Origin of the sequence: Bordetella genomosp. 7, from assembly GCF_002261265.1 — a bacterium.
In the GTDB taxonomy this organism is placed as follows: domain Bacteria; phylum Pseudomonadota; class Gammaproteobacteria; order Burkholderiales; family Burkholderiaceae_B; genus Bordetella_A.
Genome location: NZ_NEVK01000006.1, coordinates 722,468 through 744,237, shown reverse-complemented (window position 1 = coordinate 744,237; position 21,770 = coordinate 722,468). Strand labels below are relative to the sequence as shown.

Genomic DNA, 21,770 nt, shown 5'->3' with positions numbered 1-21,770 from the left:
GGTTACAGATATTCCATGTTGCCGTCTACGCTGATGGCCTGGCCGGTGATATTGCGCGCCGCGGGCGAACAAAGAAACAGGGCGGTGGCCGAGATGTCGTCCGCCGTCACCATGCGGCGCAGCGAGATCTTGCGCAGATACTCCTCGCGCATCGCCTTCTCGGAACGGCCACTGGCGGCCGCGCGCGCGGCGATGACGCCGCGCATGCGCTCGCCTTCGACCGTGCCGGGCAGGATGGCGTTGGCGCGTACCCCATGGGGCCCCAGTTCGATGGCCAGCGACTTCATCATGCCCACGACCGCCCACTTGGTGGACGCGTAAGGTGTGCGCAGCGGGTAGCCCAGCCGGCCCGCGACGGAGCTCATGGCGATCATGCAGGGGCTGTGCGGTGAAGCTTTCAAAAGCGGCACCGCCCGGCGCGCGAAGTAAAAGTGGCTGTTCAAGTTGACGGCCACCGTGCGCTCCCAGTCGGCGTGCCCCAGAGCCTCGATGGGCCCGGTGGGCCCCGCAATGCCGACGTTGTTGACCAGTACGTCCAGGCCGCCCAGCGTATTGGCGATGTCGTCGAACACGGCCTCTACATCCCTGGCGAGGGCGGCGTCGGCCAGGGTGGTGGTTATGCCGGGCAACTCGGCGCCCAGGCGGTCCAGGCCGGCGCCGTCGATATCGCAAAGGTGGATGCGGGCGCCGGCGTCATGGAAGGCGCGCGCCATGGAGGCGCCAATGCCTGTCGCGCCGGCGGAGATCAGAACGCGCAGGCCGGTGGGCGGGCGCAGAGTGTCGAGTAGGCTGTGATGCACGCGCATATCCTGTTGACGATATGCGATGAGTGTCGTCGAGGCGCAGCGGTGTGACCATGTGTAATTCACACATAGGAAAGGGGGCGTTGATATGATGTTCCCATGCATGCGGGCTCGCCGGAGCCGCCAGCGTTTTCTGGATCTGCCTATGCCCAAGACATCTTCCGCACGCGGCGCGCGCGCCGGTTCCGCGTCCGGTGCGCCAGCGCCGGGCTTGCATGCCGTGGCCGCCGAGCTTGTCGCGCTGCTGCATCGCGATGCGCCCGCGGACGAGTTCACCGCCCGGCTGACCTTGCTGGATGCGCTGCCGGACGAACTGCCGCACAAGACCGGGCTGGTCGAGCTGGGGCGCATGGCGCTGGCGGTGCGCGGCCGCCTGGAACAGCACGAACAGCGCGAGCGCGGGATGATGGCCGTGATCAAGTCGGCGCAAGACTTGGCCAGCCGGCTCGACGTGCCGGAACTGCTCAAGGCCATCGTGACCCGCGCCCGCGACCTACTGCGCGCGCATTTGTGCTGGTTGACGATCTACGATGCGCAAGAGCGCGAATTCAAAGTGGTGGTGTCCGAAGGGGCCATCGGAGAACGCACGGGGCGCATGACGGCGCAGCGCGAGCGCGGTGTCGCGGGCATCGTGATGACGACACGCCTGCCGTTCTCTACCGCCGATTACCTGCACGACAATCGGTTTATCCACGATGCCGAGCTGGATGATATTTTTCGCAATGAAGGCGTGTCCGCGCTGGTGGGCGCGCCACTGATCTGGGAAGACAACGTCATCGGGCTGTTGTTTGTTGCGGATCGCTATCACCGTACGCACACCGCGCTGAACATATCCATTCTGTGCACGCTGGCTACGCACGCCGCAGTGGCGATCAACAACGCCAAGGCATTCGCCGATGCCCAATCGGCGCTGGACAAGGCCGACCGCGCGCGCGCTGAACTCGAACAGCATGCACGCGACGTGCAAAGCGCCGTCGAGGCGCATGAGCGGCTGACGTTGCTGCTGGCCAAGGGGGCATCGCTGGGCGAGTTATGCCACGCCATTGCGCAATTGCTGCAAGCTGACATCCTGGTGCTGGACGAAGGCCACCATGTACTGGCACGAGCGCAGGCGCCCGGCTGCGCGGGCGAGGCCGCGATGGCATACGAACCCTATGGTCCGCACAGCGCGGCGCTGACGCAAGCGCTCAACGAAAGCCGGAGGGCGGGCCGCTCTACGCCGGCCTATGAGAGCCAGGGGGAATACTGCCGGGCCATCGCGGTGATGGGCGGCGGCGGCATGCTGGGATCGGTGCTGCTGTTCCGGCGTGAGCCGCTGCGCGACATCTCGATACGCACCTTCGAGCGAAGTTCCAGTGTGGTGGGCATTGTGCTGCTGTCCCAGGAGCGCCAGGAAGCCAGCAAGAGCCGCGATGTGTCCGCGTTGCTGCAATCGATTCTGTCGCCGCGCCAGGGCGAGCCGGCCCTGACGCGTGACCGCGCCGAGCGCCACGGGCTGGATGTCGATGGCCCTATGGTGCTGATGCTGGTCGAGGCTGCCGAGAACGATCCTGCTTATGTGGCGCGCCGCGTGCGCGCCGCGTACGCATGGCCGGGACTGGTGCTCGACGCCGTGGACGGCGTGGTGGCCTTCGTGTGCGGCGCCGACCACGCGGCACACTTGAGGGACTCGTTCAACGCATTTGCGCGACGGGAACTGGGCAGCGCCTATCGGGGCGTGATCTCGCGTCCACTGCACAGCACGGCAGAGATGCCGTCGCTCTATACCTCGCTCCGGCGCGCACTGTCGGTCGTGGGGCGCCTCGGAATGAATGGCCGCATTGCGGGCCAGAACGAAATGGCGCTGTACTCGGTGCTGTTCGAAACGCAGGACAGTGCCAGCGTGGGCGTTTTTCTGGAGGCCTCCATCGGCGCCCTGCTGGAATACGACCGGCGGCGCGGCACGGAACTTGCGTCTACGCTGCTGGCGTACTTCGATCACAATCAGAACGCGACGGTTACCGCCGCGCGCCTGGGTATCCATGTGAACACCATGCGGCAGCGGCTGGCCAGCGCCGAAGATCTGATCGGCAATGTGGCCGACACCGGCCGGGCCCTGGAGATCCACATGGCGCTGCGCCTTTGGAGCCTGGGTGTAGGGGGGCAGTCGCCGCCCAACGCCGCGCGGAGACCGACATGACCGACATCGTGCAGCTGCGTCCGGAGGGCTTGTACTGCCCGGCCGGGCAGTTTTATATCGATCCCTGGCGGCCGGTGGCCACGGCGGTGCTGACGCATGGCCATGGCGATCATGCCCGCGTGGGCATGGGCTGCTACCACACGACGGCCGACGGCCTGCCCATCCTGCAATGGCGGCTGGGCGAGCAGGCCTACCGGGTGCATGCGTATGGCGAGCCGTTCGAATTGGGAAGCGCGCGCGTGTCGCTGCATCCGGCCGGCCACGTTCTGGGGTCGGCTCAGGTTCGCATCGAGGCCGAAGGCGAGGTCTGGGTGGTGTCCGGCGACTACAAGCGTCAGCACGATCCGACGTGCCGGCCCTTCGAGGTCGTGCCCTGCGACACGTTCATCACCGAGTCCACTTTCGGCCTTCCCATATATCGCTGGCCCGAGGCGGCCGATGTGGCGCGCGACATCGTGCAATGGCGAGATCATTGCGCGGCGCGTGGCGAGACGGCCGTGCTGTACTGCTATGCCCTGGGCAAGGCCCAGCGGCTGCTGGCCGAACTGAAACCTTGGCTGGATCGTCCGGTGTTTCTGCACGGCGCGATCGCGGCGGGTGTCGATGTCTACAGGCGCGCGGGGATAGAAATGGCCGACACCCTGCCGGTGATAGACAGCGACAGCCCCGCGCGCGGCGCAGCTGCGGGCAGCCGGTTCGCCGGCGAGCTGGTGCTGGCGCCGCCCTCGGCCGCGGGCAGCGCGTGGCTGCGCCGATTTCGCAAGGCGCAGCACGGCTACGCATCGGGATGGATGCGGTTGCGCGGGAACCGGCGCCGCCGCAACATGGACCGAGGCTTTGTCGTGTCAGACCACGCCGACTGGCCCGCGCTGCTGCAGACCATACGCCAGACCGGCGCGCGGCGCGTCATCGCCACGCACGGCGATACCGAGGCGCTTGTGCGCACGCTGCGTGCAGCGGGCATCGCCAGTGAAACCCTGGCCACGCAGTATGGCGAAGATGATTAGTCCACGCGGGCGGATTCCGGCATGAAGCGATTCGCGGCCTTATTCCAGGAACTCGACCGAAGCACCGCGGTTCTGGACCGGCGCGCGGCATTGGTGGCGTACTTTCGCGATGCGCCTCCTCGCGACGCCGCATGGGCGCTGTATCTGCTGGCCGGCGGCAAGATCAGCAGCGCGCGCCGCACGATTGCGCGCACGGGCGAGCTGCGCGCATGGGTGGCCGACGTGTCCGATACACCCGCCTGGCTGGTCGATGCCAGCTACGCCCAGGTCGGCGACCTGGCCGAGACGCTGGCATTGCTGATGCCCGATCCCGCCCGGCCCGCGCCAGAACGTGGCCTGGCGGACTGGATAGAAGAGGTGCTGCTGCCTGTGGCCAACCAGGACGAGTCCCGGCGCCGCGCGGTCGTCATGGATGCATGGCAGGGGCTGCCCTTTGACGAGCGGCTGGTGTTCAACAAGCTGCTGACGGGCGCGTTGCGCGTGGGGGTGTCGCAGCGCATGGTGCAGCAGGCGCTGGCCGAGCTGTCGGGTGTGCCCATCGCGCGTATCGCCCAGCGTATGCTCGGCGCCTGGACGCCCAGCCCGGCGTTCTTGCGCGATCTGCTCTGCGCGGAAGAACTGCCGGGCGACCGGCAGCAGCCTTATCCGTTTTTTCTTGCGTCGCCGCTGGAAGGCGACCCGGCCGGCCTGGGCCCGGTCGCCGACTGGCTGGTCGAATGGAAATGGGACGGCATACGCGTGCAACTGATCCGGCGTCACGGCGAGGTGGCGCTGTGGTCGCGCGGCGAAGAGCGCCTGGACGGGCGTTTCCCTGAAGTCGAGGCCGCGGCGCAGGCCCTGGACATCGATTGCGTGCTGGACGGCGAATTGCTGGCGTGGCAAGAGGGCGATGACTTGCCCATGCCGTTCGCTGCCCTGCAGACGCGCATCCAGCGGCTCAAGCCCGGCCCGCGCTGGCTGGCCGAGGCGCCGGTGCGCATGCTGGCGTACGACCTGCTGGAACTGGACGGAGCCGACCTGCGCGATCTGCCCATGGTTGAACGCCGGCGCCGCCTGCAGGCCCTGCTGCAGCGCCATCCGGACCCGCGCCTGTGCCTGTCGCCGTTGGTGCAGGCGCCGGATTGGCAGACGGCCGCCAACCTGCGCGAGGAATCCCGCCAGCGGGGGGTGGAGGGCTTCATGCTCAAGCGCGCCGACTCGCCGTACCAGAGCGGCCGCAGGCGCGGCGACTGGTGGAAATGGAAGGTGGACCCGCTGACCATCGACGCCGTGCTGATGTATGCCCAGGCCGGCCACGGACGGCGCAGCACGCTGTACACCGACTACACCTTCGGCCTGTGGCAGGACGGCGCGCTCACGCCCGTGGCCAAGGCCTATTCTGGCCTGGACGATAAAGAAATACTGGAACTGGACCGCTGGCTGCGCGCCCATACTGTCGAGCGCTTCGGGCCGGTGCGTTCGGTCGAGCCGGTACAGGTGTTCGAGCTGGGATTCGAAGGGGTGGCGGTGTCCCGGCGCCACAAGTCGGGCGTGGCCTTGCGGTTTCCGCGCATCCTGCGGTGGCGGCGCGATAAGCCGGCCGAGCAGGCGGACCAGTTGGAAACCTTGCGGGCGCTGGCCAGATGAGCGGCGGGCCGCGCGGCTGGGACGCGCCCCTGGCGGCCTGGCTCAAGGCGCGAGGCTGGAAGCCGGCGCCGTTCCAGCGCGAAACGTGGCGCCGCTACCTGGCGGGCGAATCGGGCCTGCTGCATACCCCTACCGGCAGCGGCAAGACATTGGCCGCTTTTGGAGGCCCCCTGCTGCAGGGCTTGCAAGATGGTGGTCCGCAGTCCGCCAGGCAGGCCGGTCCCCGGATACTGTGGGTGACGCCGCTGCGTGCGCTGGCGGTGGACACGGCGCGCGCACTGGGGGAAGTCGCCGGGCAACTGGGCCTGGGCTGGACGGTGGCCTTGCGCACCGGCGATGCCTCGGCGCGCGACAAGCGGCTGGCACGCCAAGGCAAGGCCGATGTGCTGGTCATCACGCCGGAGTCTCTTGCGCTGCTGTTGTCGTATGCGGATACCGCCCCTGGCTTTGCCCGCCTGCAATGCGTGGTGGTGGACGAATGGCACGAACTGTTGGGCAACAAGCGCGGCGTGCTGCTGCAGCTGTGCCTGGCGCGGCTGCGCCGCCTGTCGCCGCAGGCGCGCATCTGGGGGCTGTCGGCCACCCTGGGCAATCTGGATGAAGCGCGGGCGGTGCTGCTGCCGCATCTGCCGCACAGTGCACTGGTGGCCGGCGCGCGGCCGCGACGGATCCGCATATCGACCTTGCTGCCCGAAAGCGGCCGCGCCTTGCCCTGGGCGGGCCACCTGGGCCTGTCGCAGTTGGTTCATGTGTACAAGCGGCTGTTCCGGGTGCGCGCGACGTTGCTGTTCACCAATACCCGTGCGCAAGCCGAATTGTGGCATCGCGCGCTGGAATCGATATGGCCCGAAGACCCGGCCACGCTGGCGCTGCATCACGGATCGCTGGACCCGCGGCTGCGCGCCGCAGCGGAGCAGGGGCTGCGCGCGGGCACGGTGCGGTGCGTGGTGGCCACATCGAGCCTGGACCTGGGGGTGGATTTTCCGGCGGTGGACCAGGTCATGCAGATAGGCAGCCCCAAGGGGGTCGCCCGCCTGTTGCAGCGGGCCGGCCGCGCGCGCCACCGCCCGGGCGAATCCGGCCACGTCATCTGCGTCCCGGCGCAGGCGCTGGAACTGGTGGAATATGCGGCTGCGCGCCAGGCGATTGAAGGCGGGCGCATTGAATCCCGCCCGCCGCCACGCGGCAGCCTGGACGTGCTGGCCCAGCACGCCGTCACCCTGGCCCTGGGCGGCGGTTTCGATGCGGATGAGCTGTATCGCGAAGTGGCCGGCACGCATGCCTACGCCGCGCTGGACCGCGCGACCTGGCAGGCCGTATTGGATTTCATCGTGCAGGGCGGCCGGGCGCTGGGCAATTACCCGGAGTTTCGCCGTGTGGAACGCGATGACGATGGCCGATACCGCGTGCACGACAGGCGCATTGGTTTTCGGCATCGCCTGTCCATAGGCACGATTACGTCTGATGGCGCGGTGGCGGTCAAGTATCTGCGCGGCGGCGCGCTGGGTTCGGTAGAAGAGTCGTTTCTTGCGCGGCTGCGGCCGGGCGACCACTTCCAGTTCGCCGGCCGCACCCTGCAGCTGGCGCGGCTGGAAGGCATGACGGCTTACGTGCGCAAGGCGCGTGGCGGCAACGGGCCGGTGGCCACCTGGCTGGGCGGGCGCATGCCGTTGTCTACGCAGTTGGCGCAGCAGGTCGAAGCGCTGTATGCCGACCCGGGTCCGCATCGCGAAATGCGCGCCGCAGAGCCGCTGCTGCGCATTCAGCGCAGTGCCAGCGCGCTGCCGGCGCCGGGACGCCTGGTGGCCGAACAAATCGCCACGCGGCGCGGCATGCATGTGTTCGTCTATCCGTTCGCGGGGCGCGCCGTGCACGAAGGGCTCGCCGCCATGATGGCGTTGAGATGGGGCAGGCTGCAGCCCAACACCATTTCGTACACCGTAAACGACTACGGCCTGATGTTGACTCTGGCCGAGCCCGCCGCTCTGGACGACGCTCTGCTGAGGCAGCTGCTTGGCCCCCAAAACATGGAGGCCGATCTGCGCGACGGCGTCAACCTGGGCGAACTGGCGCGCCGGCAGTTCCGCGAGATTGCCCGCGTCGCGGGGCTACTGACCCCATCCCTGCCGGGGCGCGCCGCGCGATCGTTGCGCCAGGTACAGGCGTCCAGCGGGTTGTTGTACGACGTGCTGCGGCGCTACGACCCGGACCACCTGTTGCTGGCGCAAGCCGAGCGCGAGGTTTTCGAGCTGCAGCTGGAAGCGCCCCGGCTGAAGGCGGCCCTGCACGATTGCGCCGCACGGACTTTGGCGCTGTGCAAGCCCCGCGCATTGACGCCGCTGTCCTTTCCGCTCTGGACCGAAAGCCTGCGCGGCCAGCTCAGCACCGAAACCTGGCAGGCGCGCGTCAAGCGCGCCGCCGCGCAACTGGAGAAGCGCTATGCCGCTGTCGTGGGATGACGCCTTGCGGCTGGAGCTGGCGGGGGAAACGATGCTGCTGCTGGGCGAGCGTGCCTTGTTCTGGCCTGCCCGGCAGCGGCTGGTCATTGCCGACCTGCATCTGGGCAAGAGCCACGTATTCAGGCAGGCGGGCATTGCCGTGCCGCGCGGCGCCACCCATGACGACCTGCGCCGCCTGGACGACCTGATTGCGCTGACGGATGCCCGCGCGCTGTGGATCGTGGGCGATGTGTTGCACGGGCCGGCGGGCCAGGCCGCATGGCGCGACGCCTGGCTGCACTGGCGGCAGCGCTATGCGGCCCTGGAGGTCGCCGCGCTGACCGGCAATCACGACCGCGCGCTGGCGCAGGCCGCGATGCGCGTATATCAGTTGGGACATGAACACGTCGACGGGCCATTTCTGTTTCGCCATCTGCCGGCGCCGGACGCCGCCGGACGCCATGTGATCGCGGGCCACTTGCATCCCCAGGCCAGGGTGCCCGGCGTGCCGCGCCGCTGGCCCGCCTTCTGGCTGCGGCCGGGCATGACAGTGCTGCCCGCGTTCTCGGCGTTCACCGGGGGGGTCGTGGTGGAAGCGGCGGCCGGCGAAGGCCTGGTGGCGTGCGTGGAAGGCGCCGCGCTGGCCCTGAACGGAAGGCCGGGCGCGCACAGACAGCGCGGCACGCGCGGGTAAACCCTCAGTAAAACAATCTTGACCATTCGCGGCGTTGCGACGACTATTCCCTTTTTCGAGAATTCTCATATTCGAAAATAGAATTGCTGCGCAAAGGATGATGTTTCATGGCTGTCGCGAAGGTTTATGACTATCTGATCATTGGCGCCGGCATGGCGGGCGCTTCGCTGGCCTATCGGCTGCGGGATCGCGGAGCCGTGATGGTGGTGGAAAGAGAGAGCCAGGCGGGCTACCACTCGTCGGGCCGTTCGGCCGCCATGTTCATGGAAACCTATGGCACCCCGGCCATCCGCGCGCTGACGCGCGCCAGCCGCCGCTTTTTCGAATCGCCTCCCGACGGCTTCAGCGATCACCCCCTGCTGGGCGATCGTGGCGTTGTCTATATCGCGCACGAGGGGCAGCAGGACCTGCTGGCCGAGACGATGGCGCAATTGCAGGCCACCGGCGCCACGATACGGGCCATGACGGCGGATGACGTCGTCGGCCGCGTACCCTGCGTGCGGCGCGAAGGATTGATCGGCGCCATCGAGGAGCCCGACGCCAAGGACATCGACGTGCATGCGTTGCTGCAGGGGTTCTTGCGCGGCGCCAGGCAGGCGGGCGTGGAGTTCGCCTACAACGCCACGGTGCAGCGGGCTGCTCGCCAGGATGACGCCTGGCTGGTCGGGCTTTCCAACGGCGCCACGGTCGCCGCGCGCAACGTGGTCGATGCCGCGGGCGCTTGGGGCGAACAGGTGGCCGGCGTGTTCGGCGTGGCGCCGCTGGGCCTGCAGCCCAAGCGCCGCAGCGCCTTCACCTTCAAGCCCGACGCGGCCGACGGCCAGTGGGCTGATTCCGATCGGTGGCCGGCCGTGGTGGGCGTGGACGAGTCGTTCTACTTCAAGCCGGATGCGGGGCAGTTTCTCGGGTCGCCGGCCAACGCAGACCCCGTGGAGCCGCACGACGTGGTGGCCGAAGAGCTGGACGTCGCCATCGGCATCGACCGGATCTGCACCGCGACCACGTTGAACATCCGCCGTCCGAGCCACACCTGGGCCGGCCTGCGTTCGTTCCTGCCCGATGGCGATTTCGCCGTGGGCTGGGACCCGGATGTCAGCGGCTTTTTCTGGCTGGTCGGGCAGGGCGGCTATGGCATCCAGACCGCGCCGGGCGCGTCGCTGCTGGCCGCGAACCTGATCCTGGGCGAGCCGCTAGATCCGTCGCTGCAGGCCGAAAACATCGACGTGTCCATTGTTTCGCCGGGCCGCTTTCGCGCCTGATTCCCTTTCACACCATTTCGAGTGACCGACATGAGCATTCAACGATACGAATCCCCCCTGGGCCTGCCATTCTCGCGGATGATCCGCGCCGGAGGATTTGTGTTCTTCTCGGGCCAGATCCCGATGGATCGCGATGGCCAGGTTGTGCGTGGCGACATCAAGGCGCAGACCGCCGCCGTCATGGAGCGACTGGCCGACAGCCTGGCCGAGGTGGGCCTGGGATTCGACGATGTGATCAAGGCCACCGTCTGGCTGTCCGACCTGGCCTTGTTCGCCGATTTCAACGACGCCTACCGGTCGTATTTCAAGTCGGGCCTGCCGGTGCGGTCCACGGTGCAAGCCAAGCTGGCAATGGGCGTGGACCTGGAAATCGAAATCCAGGCCCTGGACCGCTGACGCTACAGGAGCACGGCCATGAGGATCTTCACGGCATCGCTGTCGACCGAGACCAATACGTTTTCGCCCATCCCGACCGGCATCGATTCGTTCAAGGCGCGCGGATACCACCCGGCGGGTCAGCATCCGGACACGATGCTGCAGTTCTCCGGGCCGCTGTGGGCCGCGCGCCAGCGGGCCAGGGCCCACGGCTGGACGGTTATCGAAGGAACCGTGGCCGGCGCGGTGCCGGCAGGGCTGACCACGCGTTATGCGTACGAGACGCTGCGCGACGAGATACTGCAGGACCTCAGGAACGCGGGCCAGGTGGATATGGTGGTGCTGGGCCTGCATGGCGCCATGGTGGCCGATGGCTACGACGACTGCGAGGGCGACCTGATTTCCCGGGTGCGCGAGATCGTCGGGCCCGCAGTGGTCATCGGCGCCGAGCTCGACCCGCATTGCCACATGACCCCGCTGATGTACGAGACCGCCGATGTGCTGGTGTGCTTCAAGGAATACCCGCATACCGATATTCTGGAGCGCGCCTACGACCTGGTGGATCTATGCGCGGCCAAGGTGCGCGGAGAGGCCAGCCCCACGCTGGGGGTGTATGACTGCGAGATGATCTCTATCATGCACACGAGCCGCGAGCCCATGCGCAGTTTCGTCGACCGCCTGCTGCGCATGGAGCAGGAGCCCGGCATTCTGTCGATTTCCATCGCGCACGGGTTTCCCTGGGGCGACGTGCCCGGCATGGGATCCAAGGTGCTGGTGTACACGGACGGCGATGCCGCCCGCGCCACGCAGCTGGCCCGGGAACTGGGCGAAGAAATCATCGGTTTTCGCGATGCGCTGCAGACGCCCAACCCCACGACGGCCGAGGCCATCCGCCTGGTGGCCGAGAACGGGCGATATCCCGCCGTGCTGGCGGATTCGGCCGACAACGCGGGTGGCGGGGCGGGCAGTGATTCGACTTTTGTGCTGGCCGATTTCCTGGCGCACCAGGTGCGCGACGCCGTGATCGGCCCGATCTGGGACCCTGTTGCCGTGAGCCTGTGCATGAACGCCGGCGAGGGCGCCGCGCTTGCGTTGCGCGTGGGCGGCAAAGTGTCGCCAGCGTCCGGCCAGCCTGTGGATGTGCACTGTGTGGTGAAGGCATTGAAGCGCAATGCCTACATGACGGGGCTGTCGAACACGCCTTCGCTGATCGGCGACGTGGCGGTAGTCGAGGCCGAAGGCATCACGATGGTGTTGAACACGGTGCGCAACCAGGCCGTCGGCCGCGACCTGTTTACACAGTTCGGCATCGACCTGGCGCAGTGCAAGTACATCGTGGTGAAGTCGTCGCAGCACTTCTACGCCGATTTTTCCAAGGTCGCGGCGCAGGTCATCTACCTGCGCACACCGGGTTCCGTGTCGTCGGACCTGCACGCGCTGCCCTACCGGAAAATCACTTACCCCAAATGGCCGCTGGTCACGCCGGCTGCCTGATGCCGCGCAGCAATACTTGAACGTCTCTGGAGAGCAAGAATGATGAAAGACTTCGCCTGCCTGAAAACGCTGGCCGTCAGCCTGGGCGCCGCCGGCCTGTTGCTGGCCAGCGGCGCGGCGTGGTCGGCCACCACGGTGCGCCTGGCCCCTACCGCAGACTTGAAAACGCTGGATCCGCTGTTCAACACGGCCTACATTACGCGCAACCATGGCTACATGGTGTTCGACACGCTGTTCGCCCAGGACAGCAAGGGCGAGATCCGCCCGCAGATGGTGGATACCTGGACGGAGTCCGAAGACGGCAAGCAGTGGTCGTTCACGCTGCGCGAGAACCTGAAGTTCAATGACGGCACTCCCGTCACGGCTGCCGATTGCGTGGCGTCGATCGAGCGGTGGGCCAAGAAAGACACCCTGGGCCGCCTGATGATGAAAGCGGGCGCCAAGCTCAAGGTCGTGGACGACAGGACGTTCGAGATTACGCTGGAAAATCCGTTCGGCCTGGTGCTGGCGGCGCTGTCCAAGCCGTCGGGCATGCCGCTGTTCATCATGCCCAAGCGGCTGGCAGACAGCGATCCCAGCATTCCCGTCACCGAAATGGTGGGGTCGGGCCCCTTCCTGTTCAAGAAAGACGAATGGGTTCCGGGCAACAAAGTGGTGTACGTGAAGAACCCGGACTACGTGCCGCGCGCCGAGCCCGCCGACGGCCTGGCCGGCGGCAAGGTCGTGAAAGTAGATCGCGTCGAGTGGGTGTATATCCCCGACGCCAACACGGCCGCCGCCGCGCTGCAGAACGGCGAGATCGACATGATCGAGAGCGTGACGCCGGACTTCCTGCCGGTGCTCGAAGGCAATGCCGAGGTCAACCTGATTCCGGCTCTGGCGTCCCAGGGCATGGTGGTGCCCAACTCCCTGCATCCGCCTTTCAATAACGCCAAGGCGCGCCAGGCCATGTACCACGTCATCGATCAGGCCGAATTCGTTTCGGCGGTCGGCTACGGCGGCAAGTACCGCACCGAATACTGCCCGTCCATGTACACGTGCAGCTCGCCCTATGCCACCGACGTGGGCGCCGCGTCCTACAAGAAGCCCGACTTCGAAAAGGCCAGGCAGCTGCTCAAGGAAGCGGGCTACCAGAACGAAAAGGTCGTGATCCTGTATCCGACCGACAACGTGAACAGCCCGGCCAACCTGGTGCTGGCGCAGGCGCTGCAGAAGGCCGGCTTCAACGTCGACCTGCAGGCCATGGACTGGGCGTCGGTTGCCGCGCGCCGGCTGAAGAAAGACGCGCCGGAAAACGGCGGTTGGAACATCTTCATCACGCATGGCGGCTACTTCGACGCCAATACGCCGGTCACCAACCCCTGGCTGTCGGCGCCGTGCGGCAATGGCCTGCCGGGCTGGCCGTGCGATGAAGAACTCGACAAGCTGCGTGCCCAGTGGATCGCCGAAAGCGATCCCGCCAAGAGCAAGGAGCTTGCCGCCAGGATCCAGGCGCGCGCCTACGAGACGGTGCCGTATGTGATCTGGGGCGAGTTCAAGCCGGTGATCGCCACGCGCGGGCTGGCCAACACCGATCTGATGAAGATCGGCATCCCCGTCATGTGGAACGTCGAGAAAAAGTAGGCGCGCCCGCCCACGGGAAACGGCCCAAGGAGTGATGAATTGCGGTACTTGATACGTAGGCTGGTCGCAACCATCCCGGTGATGGCGGTGGTGGCGGTGTTTGTTTTCCTGCTGGCCCACATGTCGCCGGGAGACCCGGCGGCCGTGCTGGCGGGAGACAACGCCACCGTCGAAGACGTGGAAAAGATCCGCGCCGCCATGGGGCTGGACAAGCCGCTCATCGAGCAATTCCTGACGTGGGGCGGCAACGTCCTGCGAGGCGACCTGGGCGTTTCCACGTCGACCAGAATGCCGGTGTTGACGCTTATCCAGCAACGCATGGGGCCGACGCTGTCCATCGCGCTCTTTACCATCGTGCTGGCGGTTTTCCTGGCCGTGCCGCTGGGCATCATTGCCGCCTGGAAGGCCGGTTCCCTGACAGACCGGCTGATCATGCTGGGGTCGGTGGTGGCCTTTTCGATACCGGTGTTCCTGATCGGCTACGGGCTGGCCTATGTGTTCTCGGTGAAGATGGGCGCCCTGCCGGTGCAGGGCTACAAGCCCATGTCCGATGGACTGGGCGCGTACGCCAGGCATCTGGTGCTGCCCTGTGTGTCGCTTGGCCTGGTGTACATGGCGCTGCTGACCCGCATGACGCGCGCCACCATGCTGGAGGCGCTGGGCGAAGACTACATCCGCACCGCGCGCGCCAAGGGGCTGGGCTCGCGCCTGGTTATCTGGCACGCGCTGAAGAACGCCGCAAACCCCATCGTCACGACGATAGGCGTGGGTGTTGCCATGTTGATCGGCGGCGTGGTCGTCACTGAAACCGTGTTCGCCATTCCGGGACTGGGTCGGCTGACGGTAGATGCCGTATTGCGCCATGACTACCCGGTGATACAGGGTGTTCTGCTGATTTCGTCGGCAGTCTACGTGCTCATCAACCTGTTGGTAGACATGAGCTATCGCATTTTCGACCCCCGTATGGACAGCTGATCGCCATGCAAGCCCTTGCTTCCCATTCCGTCGGCAGCCGCAGGCGCATCGCCTTTGCGTTGCGCCAGCAGCCGGCCATGTATATCGGCATCGCGGTGCTGGCCGCGCTGGCGCTGGTCGCCATCTTCGCGCCGGCCATCGCGCCGTACAACCCCCTGGACATCAACCCGCTGGCGCGCATGAAGCCGCCGTCCGCGGCCCATATATTCGGCACCGACGCTCTCGGGCGAGACATCTTTTCCCGCGTGATGTGGGGCGCGCGCGTGTCGCTGGTGGTGGGTATCGCCGTGGCCGTGCTCAGCGTGGCGCTGGGCGTGGCGATAGGCATGCTGGCGGGCTATTTTTCCAGGCTCGACATGGTGATCATGCGGGTGATGGACGGGCTGATGGCCATCCCGAACATTCTGCTTGCCATTGCCCTGATGGCCGTTTTCAGGGGCGGCCTGCTGACCGTGATCGCCGCCATCGTCATCCCCGAGGTGCCGCGCGTGGTGCGCCTGGTGCGCGCGCTGGTTCTGTCGATACGCAACCAGCCCTACGTCGAGGCGGCGCACGCGCTGGGCACGCGCACGCACAAGATCCTGGCGATGCATATTCTGCCCAACCTGTTTGCTCCGCTCATGGTGCAGGCGACCTTCATCGCCGCGTCGGCGATCATCACCGAGGCCGTGCTCAGCTTCCTGGGCGTGGGCATACCGCCGCAGACGCCAAGCTGGGGCAACATCATGGCCGATGGCCGCAATTTCCTGTCGATCGCGTTCCACATCATCCTGTTCCCGGGCCTGTTCCTGGCGATGACAGTGCTGGCCGTCAACATGCTGGGCGACGGGCTGCGCGACATGCTGGACCCCAAGCTGGCCAAGAAGATCTGAGGCACGGACGTCATGAGCGATAAGGAAATTCTGCGTGTCGAGCACCTGAGCGTGCATTTCGAAGGGCTGGCGCGCACGGTGGTGGCTGTAAATGATCTGTCGTTCCATGTGCGCAGCGGCGAGACGCTGGGCATCGTGGGCGAGTCGGGCTGCGGCAAGAGCGTCACGTCGCTGGCCATTATGCGGCTGCTCGCGAAGTCGGCGCGGGTGGTCAGCGGCGCCGTGCATTTCGAGCAGCAGAACCTGCTTGCCTTGAGCGAGCGCCAGATGCGCGGCGTGCGCGGCAACCAGCTGTCGATGATCTTCCAGGAACCGATGACGTCGTTGAACCCGGTGTTCACGGTGGGACGGCAGATCGCCGAATCTATCGTGCGCCACCAGGGCCGGACGTACAAGCAGGCATTGTCGGAGGCCCAGGGGCTGCTCGAGCTCGTGCAGGTATCCGACCCGCAGAAGCGCCTGGCGAACTATCCGTATGAGCTGTCGGGCGGAATGCGCCAGCGCGTCATGATTGCCATCGCCCTGGCATGCAAGCCGCGCCTGCTTATCGCTGACGAGCCCACGACGGCGCTGGACGTGACGATACAGGCGCAGATACTGCAGATACTGAAAGACATCCAGCAGCAGCTGGGCACGGCCATCGTGCTGATCACGCACGACCTGGGCGTGGTGGCCGAGGCCTGTGACCGCGTCATGGTGATGTATGCCGGATCCAAGGTAGAAGAGGGCTCGGTGTCGGATGTGCTGTACCGGCCGCGCCACCCCTACACCCAGGCCCTGATACGCGCGCTGCCCGCTTTCGTGGACACGGATGGCGACCAGCCGCGCCTGGCCGAACTGCCCGGCATTGTGCCCACCATTACTCCCCAGGCGCGCGGCTGCGCGTTTTCATCGCGCTGCCCCCAGGCGGTGGATAGTTGCCAGTCTGTCGCGCCAGTGCCCCTGCAGGACGGCGGCGCGCACACGTACTGGTGCCGCGTGGCGGCCTAGCCGCGCCCATGAACATCTGAGCGAACAGCAAAATGGCTTACGAAGATATGCGCGCCGCGCCTGATGGCGATGTCCAGATGGAGGTCGTCGGGCTCAGCAAGCGCTTTACCGTCAGGAGCCGCGGCAAGAACGCGGTATTGAATGCCGTGAGCGACGTGTCGTTCACGGTGCGCAAAGGCGAGACCTTCAGCATTGTTGGCGAATCGGGCTGCGGAAAATCCACCCTGGGCCGCTGCATTGCCCGCCTGCTCGAACCATCCGGCGGCCAGGTGCTGTTCGAAGGCCGGGATATCGGCGGACTGGCGCACGGCGAACTGCGCCAGCTGCGCAGGAAGATCCAGTTTATTTTCCAGGATCCGTATTCATCGATGAACCCGCGCATGCGGGTGCGCGCTATCCTGGCCGAGCCCCTGCGCAACTTTTCCGTGCCCTCGGCGAGCATCGAGCAACGGCTGCAAGAGCTGCTGCGCCTGGTGAGCCTGAAGCCCGATTCGCTGGACAAGTACCCGCACCAGTTCTCCGGAGGGCAGCGGCAGCGGCTGGTGATCGCGCGGGCCCTGGCGCTGGAGCCCGAGTTTGTGGTGTGCGACGAGCCCGTCTCGGCGCTGGACGTGTCGGTGCAGGCCCAGGTGATCAACCTTCTGGTCGACCTGCAGAAGTCGCTGCGCCTGACCTATCTGTTTATTTCGCACGACCTGAGCGTGGTGCGGCACCTGAGCCACTCGGTGGCCGTGATGTACCTGGGGCGTGTGGTGGAAACCGGCACGCGCGACGAGATCTTCAACACGCCGCGGCACCCGTATACACGCGCCTTGATGGCGGCGGTGCCGCGCTTTTCGCAAGCCAGCCAGGGCCAGGCCAAGGCCATGCGGCTGTCGGGCGAGATTCCCAGCCCGCTGTCGCCGCCGTCGGGCTGCGCTTTTCGGACGCGCTGCCCCAACGCGCAGGCGGTTTGCGCCGAGACGCAGCCGGCAGCCCGGCGTTTCAGCGACAGCCACGTCGTGGCGTGTCATTTTGCCTAGTCAATTTTCCGCGGGAGCAGGGTATGACGCATCCTACCAATGAAACGTATGACCTCGTCCTGGCGGGCGGCCTGGTGGTCGACGGCACGAATTCCAAGCCTTTCGTCGCCGACATCGGCGTGCGAGGCGACCGGATCGCCGCCGTCGGCGACCTTAGCCGGGCCGTCGCCGCGCATCGGGCCGATGTGTCGGGAATGGCCGTATCGCCCGGATTCATCGATTCGCACACCCATGACGACAACCTGCTGCTGCGCAAGCCCGCCATGGAGCCCAAGATCTCGCAAGGGGTCACCACGGTCGTGACCGGCAACTGCGGCATCAGCCTGGCGCCGCTGCTGCACGACAGCCCGCCTGCGCCGCTGGACTTGCTGGACCTGGGCGGCAGTTATGCGTTCTCGACCTTCGCCGATTATCTGGGGGCGCTGCGTGACTCGCCGCCCGCGGTGAACTGCGCGTGCATGCTGGGCCATTCGACCCTGCGCGCCGCCATCATGCCGGACCTGCATCGCAATGCCACGCCGCAAGAGATCGACCGCATGCAGCGCCTGGCGCTCGAAGGCATGCAGGCGGGCGCGATCGGAATTTCCACGGGCACCTTCTACCCGCCGGCGGCGAATGCCACTACGGAAGAAATCATCGAAGTGTGCCGCCCGCTTTCTGCCCACAACGGCATCTACGCCACGCACATGCGCGACGAAGGCGACCATATCGTCGATGCCCTGAATGAGACGTTCCGCATCGGCAAGACGCTGGACGTACCCGTAGTGATATCGCATCACAAGTTGATGGGCAGACAGAACTTCGGGCGGTCCGCCGAGACGCTGGCCATTATTTCCGAGGCAATGAAGAACCAGGAAATCTCGCTGGACGCGTACCCGTACATCGCCGGCTCGACCATGCTGAAGAAAGACCGCGCGCTGCTGTCGGCACGGACCATCATTACGTGGTGCAAGCCGTTTCCGCAGTACACCGGCAAAGACCTGGACGACATCGCCAGGGAACGCGGCAAGGATCGCTGGGACGTGGTGGACGAGTTGATGCCGGCGGGCGCCATTTACTTCATGATGGACGAAGACGACGTGCAGCGCATCATGGCGTTTCCCGACACCATGATCGGTTCGGACGGGCTGCCGCACGATACGCATCCGCATCCGCGCCTGTGGGGGACATTCCCCCGGGTGCTGGGCCATTACAGCCGCGACCTGGGCTTGTTTCCCATCGAGACCGCCGTATGGAAGATGACGGGCCTGACCGCCAGCCGGTTCGGCCTGAAAGACCGCGGCGTGATCCAGCAGGATGCCTATGCCGACCTGGTGGTGTTCGACCCGGCCACCGTGGCCGACGCCGCGACGTTCGAGACGCCGATGGAGCGCTCGCGCGGCATCCACCATGTGTACGTCAACGGCGCCAAGGTGTGGGACGCCGATGGCCTTTTCACCGGCAACTTCCCAGGCCGCGTGCTGTCGCGCGGCTGACTGGCTCGAGGAACCTACAGATGAAGATGCATATCGCCGTGGCCCAGATGGGCCCCATCCAGCGCGCGGACACGCGCGCGCAGACGGTTGCGCGCCTGTGCGACCTGCTCAAGGACGCCGCCGGCCGCGGCGCCAGGTGGGTGACTTTCCCCGAGCTGGCGTTGACCACGTTCTTTCCGCGTTGGGAGATGGACGATCCGCAAGAGATACGCGGGTTCTTCGAAACCGAGATGCCGGGCAAGGAAACCCGGCCGCTGTTCGACCTGGCGCGCACGCTGGGTGTCGGGTTCTACCTGGGCTACGCCGAACTCGATGGCGATCGCCAGTTCAACACCAGCATTCTGGTGGACGGCAACGGCGCCATCATCGGCAAGTATCGCAAGATCCACATTCCGGGCGATGCGCAGTCGCAGGACGGCTATCCCATACAGCACCTGGAGAAGAAGTACTTCGAGGTGGGCGACCTGGGCTTTCCGGTATTCGACGCGGGCGACATGCGTATCGGCATGTGCATCTGCAACGATCGCCGCTGGCCCGAGACTTACCGGGTCATGGGCCTGCAGGCCGTGGACCTGGTCATGGTGGGTTACAACACGCCCACCGGATACGGGCGCCTGGGCGAGCCACGGCACCTGCCGGGCCATCACAACCATCTTTCGCTGCAGGCCTCTGCCTACCAGAACACCTGCTGGATCGCCGCCGCGGCCAAGGCCGGCGTAGAAGAAGGCATCCATATGATCGGCGGCTCGTGCATCGTGGCGCCCACCGGCGAAATCGCCGTCCAGGCGCTTTCCGAAGACGATGAAGTCATCAACTATGTATGCGATATGACGCTGGCCGACGGCTACCGGAGTAACATATTTTATTTCGAGCGGCATCGGCGGCCGGAGCACTATCGTGCCATCGTCGAAAGAGTCGGCGCCAGCCGGCAGCCGTTGTAAACCATACGGAGTGCGGATGGGGTCGGGCATGGGGGCGGGCACGCATAAAAGCTACTCAAAAGAGGCCATGGGCGCCCGGCTGCGATCCATCCGCAAAGAAAAAGGGTTTACGTTGAAGCAGCTGTCCCACTCGTCGGGGGTGGCGTTGTCTACCTTGTCGAAGGCGGAATTGGGACAGACGGCGCTGAGCTACGAAAAGTTCGTGGCCATCGCCCTGGCGCTCGATGTCGATATGTCGCTGTTGCTGCAGCCCGGGGGCGAGCAGGCCCCCAACCGGCTCAACGGCACCGTGATCAAGGCCAGCTCGCAGGAGCAGCGCGACTACCAGACGGCCACCTACCGGCATCAGTTCTTCTTCAGCGAAATTTCGGGCAAGGACATGACGCCCATCGTGGCGACAGTGTTCTCGCGCAGCCTGGATGAGTTTTCGGAGTACATCCGGCATCCAGGCCAGGAGTTCGCCTATGTGCTGTCGGGCGCCATTCGCCTGGTGTTCGAGAACGGCCAGGAAATCCGCCTCAAGCGCAATGAGGCCGCGTATTTCGACAGTTCGGTGGGCCACGTCTATCTGTCTACCAGCAAGGCCCCGGCGCGTGTGCTGGCCGTATGTACGGATGTGCCCGAGCGCGGCGTGGACGTGGCCCAGGCCGCGCGGCGCCGAGGCTGAACTACTTCAGCCAGCCCGCGATGTGCGCGATGACGGTGTCGGGCATTTCGCGGTGCGGGACGTGGCCGCAATCCTGCAGTATGACCGCCTGTGCGCCAGCCAGTGCCTGCATGCGCTGCGGGTGCGCGAGCGACCCGTATTCGTCATTGTCGCCATGCAACGCCAGCACGGGGCAACGCACTGCGCGCAGACAGTCATCGAGCCGCCAGTCGGCAAAGCCGGGCGACAGCCAGGTATCGGTCCAGGCGCTGAGTACCCATGGCGCTTTCTCGCCATGGTATTTCTTCAGGCGATCGACCTGGCCGGGCTGTGCGAAGTCGCTGCGCGCTTGCCGGATGCCGGCCAGCGTATGTTCTTCGGTGAACATCTGCGCCGATTCGGTGATGAGCGCGCGGCAGCGCGCCGCATGTTCCACGGCGCTTGCCAGGGCCATGCCGCCGCCGACGCTGTGGCCCAGGGCCACGAATTCCTCGAGCCGCAAGGCCTCGCGCACGGCGGCAAAACCGTGGCGCGCTTCCTGTTCGACGAAATCCATGTCGAGCGTGCCTGGGTTCGGGTCGGACTTGCCAAAGCCCAGGCGGTCGTAGGCCACCACGGGCCGCCCGGTGGCGTGCGCCAGCCGCCCGGGAAAGTCGCGCCACAGCTCCACGCAGCCCAGCGAATCGTGGAACAACACGATGGCCGGCGGTGGCGAGGCGGGCGTGGCGGGCTGCCAGCGGCGGACATAAAGCCGGCCGGGGCCGGCGTCGACGTGGTATTCCTCGGTGATGACGGTGGGCATGCGTTTTTCCAACTGCAACCTTGGCTGGTGATGGACGTAATGCCGATCATAACCAGCCGGGCGCGCATGCCGGGCCTCGGCCTTATTCGGCAATATCGGGCTCCACGAGTCTTGCCAGCTGCCGCAGCGATTCCTGCCACCCCAGGTAGCACATTTCGGTGGGGATTTCCTCGGGGATGCCTTCCTGCGTGATGCTCAGTTCAGTGCCGCAGGAAACGGCCCGGAGCGACACGGTGACGTGCATCGTGCCCGGCAGGCCTTCGTCGAATTTGTCGGTGTAGCGGATTGTCTCGTGGGGCACGAGTTCCAGATATTCGCCACCGAACGAATGGCCTTGCCCGGTGCCGAAATTGCGAAACGACATCTTGTGGCCGCCGCCTACCCGGGCGTCCAGGTGATGGACCTGACAGGTATAGCCATAGGGCGGCAACCATTTGGCCAGGGCGTCTGCTTCAAGGAAAGCACGGTAGACGCGCTCCGGGGCGGCGCGCAGGATACGGTGGAGTTGTACGGTTCCGGCAGGCATGACAGGCACCTTCTGAAAGAGTG

19 protein-coding genes are annotated in these 21,770 nt (G+C 66.1%); 16 read left to right on the top strand and 3 right to left on the bottom strand.

The window, feature by feature from the left end; all coding sequences use genetic code 11:
* Positions 1-2 precede the first annotated feature (2 nt).
* On the bottom strand, positions 3-800 hold the full coding sequence (locus CAL19_RS14525; protein ID WP_432759166.1) for an SDR family oxidoreductase: 798 nt from the start codon (positions 798-800) through the stop codon (positions 3-5).
* A gap of 148 nt (positions 801-948) precedes the next feature.
* Between CAL19_RS14525 and CAL19_RS14520 the strand changes: the two genes are divergently transcribed.
* The 16 genes from CAL19_RS14520 (at position 949) to CAL19_RS14445 (ending at position 20,440) form a co-directional block, all read left to right on the top strand.
* Positions 949-2,982: a helix-turn-helix domain-containing protein gene (locus CAL19_RS14520; protein ID WP_094797142.1), complete on the top strand. Its 2,034-nt coding sequence runs from the start codon at positions 949-951 to the stop codon at positions 2,980-2,982.
* A complete protein-coding gene (locus CAL19_RS14515) occupies positions 2,979-3,989 on the top strand; it encodes a ligase-associated DNA damage response exonuclease (RefSeq protein ID WP_094797141.1) in 1,011 nt (336 codons plus the stop codon). Before CAL19_RS14520 ends, CAL19_RS14515 begins: the two co-directional genes overlap by 4 nt.
* Positions 3,990-4,010: 21 nt before the next feature.
* The gene (locus CAL19_RS14510) at positions 4,011-5,615 is read left to right on the top strand and encodes an ATP-dependent DNA ligase (protein WP_094797140.1); all 1,605 of its coding nucleotides are present in this window, start codon (positions 4,011-4,013) and stop codon (positions 5,613-5,615) included.
* Entirely contained in the window at positions 5,612-8,074 is a 2,463-nt protein-coding gene (locus CAL19_RS14505; protein WP_094797139.1) for a ligase-associated DNA damage response DEXH box helicase, read from the top strand. The genes CAL19_RS14510 and CAL19_RS14505 overlap by 4 nt, the downstream gene beginning before the upstream one ends.
* Complete coding sequence (pdeM, locus tag CAL19_RS14500; protein WP_094797138.1) at positions 8,055-8,747, top strand: ligase-associated DNA damage response endonuclease PdeM; 693 nt, start codon at positions 8,055-8,057, stop codon at positions 8,745-8,747. Before CAL19_RS14505 ends, pdeM begins: the two co-directional genes overlap by 20 nt.
* A 107-nt stretch (positions 8,748-8,854) precedes the next feature.
* Positions 8,855-10,006 carry an NAD(P)/FAD-dependent oxidoreductase gene (locus CAL19_RS14495; RefSeq protein ID WP_094797137.1) on the top strand — a complete coding sequence of 384 codons (1,152 nt, stop codon included), beginning with the start codon at positions 8,855-8,857 and terminating at the stop codon, positions 10,004-10,006.
* 30 nt (positions 10,007-10,036) lie between these two features.
* On the top strand, positions 10,037-10,402 hold the full coding sequence (locus CAL19_RS14490) for a RidA family protein (protein ID WP_026638710.1): 366 nt from the start codon (positions 10,037-10,039) through the stop codon (positions 10,400-10,402).
* A gap of 18 nt (positions 10,403-10,420) precedes the next feature.
* Positions 10,421-11,875, top strand: a complete 1,455-nt coding sequence (locus tag CAL19_RS14485) for a M81 family metallopeptidase (RefSeq protein WP_094797136.1) — start codon at positions 10,421-10,423, stop codon at positions 11,873-11,875.
* A 39-nt stretch (positions 11,876-11,914) separates the two neighbouring features.
* Positions 11,915-13,498, top strand: coding sequence for an ABC transporter substrate-binding protein (locus CAL19_RS14480; RefSeq protein WP_094797135.1), 1,584 nt, complete (start codon positions 11,915-11,917; stop codon positions 13,496-13,498).
* A 39-nt stretch (positions 13,499-13,537) separates the two neighbouring features.
* The gene (locus CAL19_RS14475; protein ID WP_026638707.1) at positions 13,538-14,473 is read left to right on the top strand and encodes an ABC transporter permease; all 936 of its coding nucleotides are present in this window, start codon (positions 13,538-13,540) and stop codon (positions 14,471-14,473) included.
* Between the two features lie 5 nt (positions 14,474-14,478).
* Positions 14,479-15,345 carry an ABC transporter permease gene (locus CAL19_RS14470; RefSeq protein WP_094797134.1) on the top strand — a complete coding sequence of 289 codons (867 nt, stop codon included), beginning with the start codon at positions 14,479-14,481 and terminating at the stop codon, positions 15,343-15,345.
* 12 nt (positions 15,346-15,357) lie between these two features.
* Complete coding sequence (locus tag CAL19_RS14465) at positions 15,358-16,335, top strand: ABC transporter ATP-binding protein (RefSeq protein ID WP_094797133.1); 978 nt, start codon at positions 15,358-15,360, stop codon at positions 16,333-16,335.
* A gap of 32 nt (positions 16,336-16,367) precedes the next feature.
* Positions 16,368-17,357: an ABC transporter ATP-binding protein gene (locus CAL19_RS14460; protein ID WP_094797132.1), complete on the top strand. Its 990-nt coding sequence runs from the start codon at positions 16,368-16,370 to the stop codon at positions 17,355-17,357.
* A gap of 23 nt (positions 17,358-17,380) precedes the next feature.
* The gene (locus CAL19_RS14455) at positions 17,381-18,832 is read left to right on the top strand and encodes an N-acyl-D-amino-acid deacylase family protein (RefSeq protein WP_094797131.1); all 1,452 of its coding nucleotides are present in this window, start codon (positions 17,381-17,383) and stop codon (positions 18,830-18,832) included.
* A gap of 20 nt (positions 18,833-18,852) precedes the next feature.
* Positions 18,853-19,773, top strand: coding sequence for an N-carbamoyl-D-amino-acid hydrolase (locus CAL19_RS14450; RefSeq protein WP_094797130.1), 921 nt, complete (start codon positions 18,853-18,855; stop codon positions 19,771-19,773).
* A gap of 67 nt (positions 19,774-19,840) precedes the next feature.
* Entirely contained in the window at positions 19,841-20,440 is a 600-nt protein-coding gene (locus CAL19_RS14445) for a helix-turn-helix domain-containing protein (protein WP_026638701.1), read from the top strand.
* A 1-nt stretch (position 20,441) separates the two neighbouring features.
* On the opposite strand, the gene CAL19_RS14440 is transcribed toward CAL19_RS14445, so the two are convergent.
* Positions 20,442-21,221 (bottom strand): alpha/beta fold hydrolase, encoded by a 780-nt coding sequence (locus CAL19_RS14440; RefSeq protein ID WP_026638700.1) that lies wholly within the window; start codon positions 21,219-21,221, stop codon positions 20,442-20,444.
* Between the two features lie 82 nt (positions 21,222-21,303).
* Positions 21,304-21,747, bottom strand: coding sequence for an SRPBCC family protein (locus CAL19_RS14435; RefSeq protein WP_026638699.1), 444 nt, complete (start codon positions 21,745-21,747; stop codon positions 21,304-21,306).
* Between the last annotated feature and the right edge of the window lie 23 nt (positions 21,748-21,770).

Coding starts and splice junctions, on each gene's coding strand:
- CAL19_RS14455 (WP_094797131.1), top strand. CDS start 17,381: ATGACGCATCCTACCAATGAAACGTATGACCTCGTCCTGGCGGGCGGC.
- CAL19_RS14470 (WP_094797134.1), top strand. CDS start 14,479: ATGCAAGCCCTTGCTTCCCATTCCGTCGGCAGCCGCAGGCGCATCGCC.
- CAL19_RS14465 (WP_094797133.1), top strand. CDS start 15,358: ATGAGCGATAAGGAAATTCTGCGTGTCGAGCACCTGAGCGTGCATTTC.
- CAL19_RS14495 (WP_094797137.1), top strand. CDS start 8,855: ATGGCTGTCGCGAAGGTTTATGACTATCTGATCATTGGCGCCGGCATG.
- CAL19_RS14435 (WP_026638699.1), bottom strand. CDS start 21,747: ATGCCTGCCGGAACCGTACAACTCCACCGTATCCTGCGCGCCGCCCCG.
- pdeM (WP_094797138.1), top strand. CDS start 8,055: ATGCCGCTGTCGTGGGATGACGCCTTGCGGCTGGAGCTGGCGGGGGAA.
- CAL19_RS14510 (WP_094797140.1), top strand. CDS start 4,011: ATGAAGCGATTCGCGGCCTTATTCCAGGAACTCGACCGAAGCACCGCG.
- CAL19_RS14520 (WP_094797142.1), top strand. CDS start 949: ATGCCCAAGACATCTTCCGCACGCGGCGCGCGCGCCGGTTCCGCGTCC.
- CAL19_RS14445 (WP_026638701.1), top strand. CDS start 19,841: ATGGGCGCCCGGCTGCGATCCATCCGCAAAGAAAAAGGGTTTACGTTG.
- CAL19_RS14515 (WP_094797141.1), top strand. CDS start 2,979: ATGACCGACATCGTGCAGCTGCGTCCGGAGGGCTTGTACTGCCCGGCC.
- CAL19_RS14440 (WP_026638700.1), bottom strand. CDS start 21,221: ATGCCCACCGTCATCACCGAGGAATACCACGTCGACGCCGGCCCCGGC.
- CAL19_RS14490 (WP_026638710.1), top strand. CDS start 10,037: ATGAGCATTCAACGATACGAATCCCCCCTGGGCCTGCCATTCTCGCGG.
- CAL19_RS14460 (WP_094797132.1), top strand. CDS start 16,368: ATGGCTTACGAAGATATGCGCGCCGCGCCTGATGGCGATGTCCAGATG.
- CAL19_RS14485 (WP_094797136.1), top strand. CDS start 10,421: ATGAGGATCTTCACGGCATCGCTGTCGACCGAGACCAATACGTTTTCG.
- CAL19_RS14480 (WP_094797135.1), top strand. CDS start 11,915: ATGATGAAAGACTTCGCCTGCCTGAAAACGCTGGCCGTCAGCCTGGGC.
- CAL19_RS14505 (WP_094797139.1), top strand. CDS start 5,612: ATGAGCGGCGGGCCGCGCGGCTGGGACGCGCCCCTGGCGGCCTGGCTC.
- CAL19_RS14450 (WP_094797130.1), top strand. CDS start 18,853: ATGAAGATGCATATCGCCGTGGCCCAGATGGGCCCCATCCAGCGCGCG.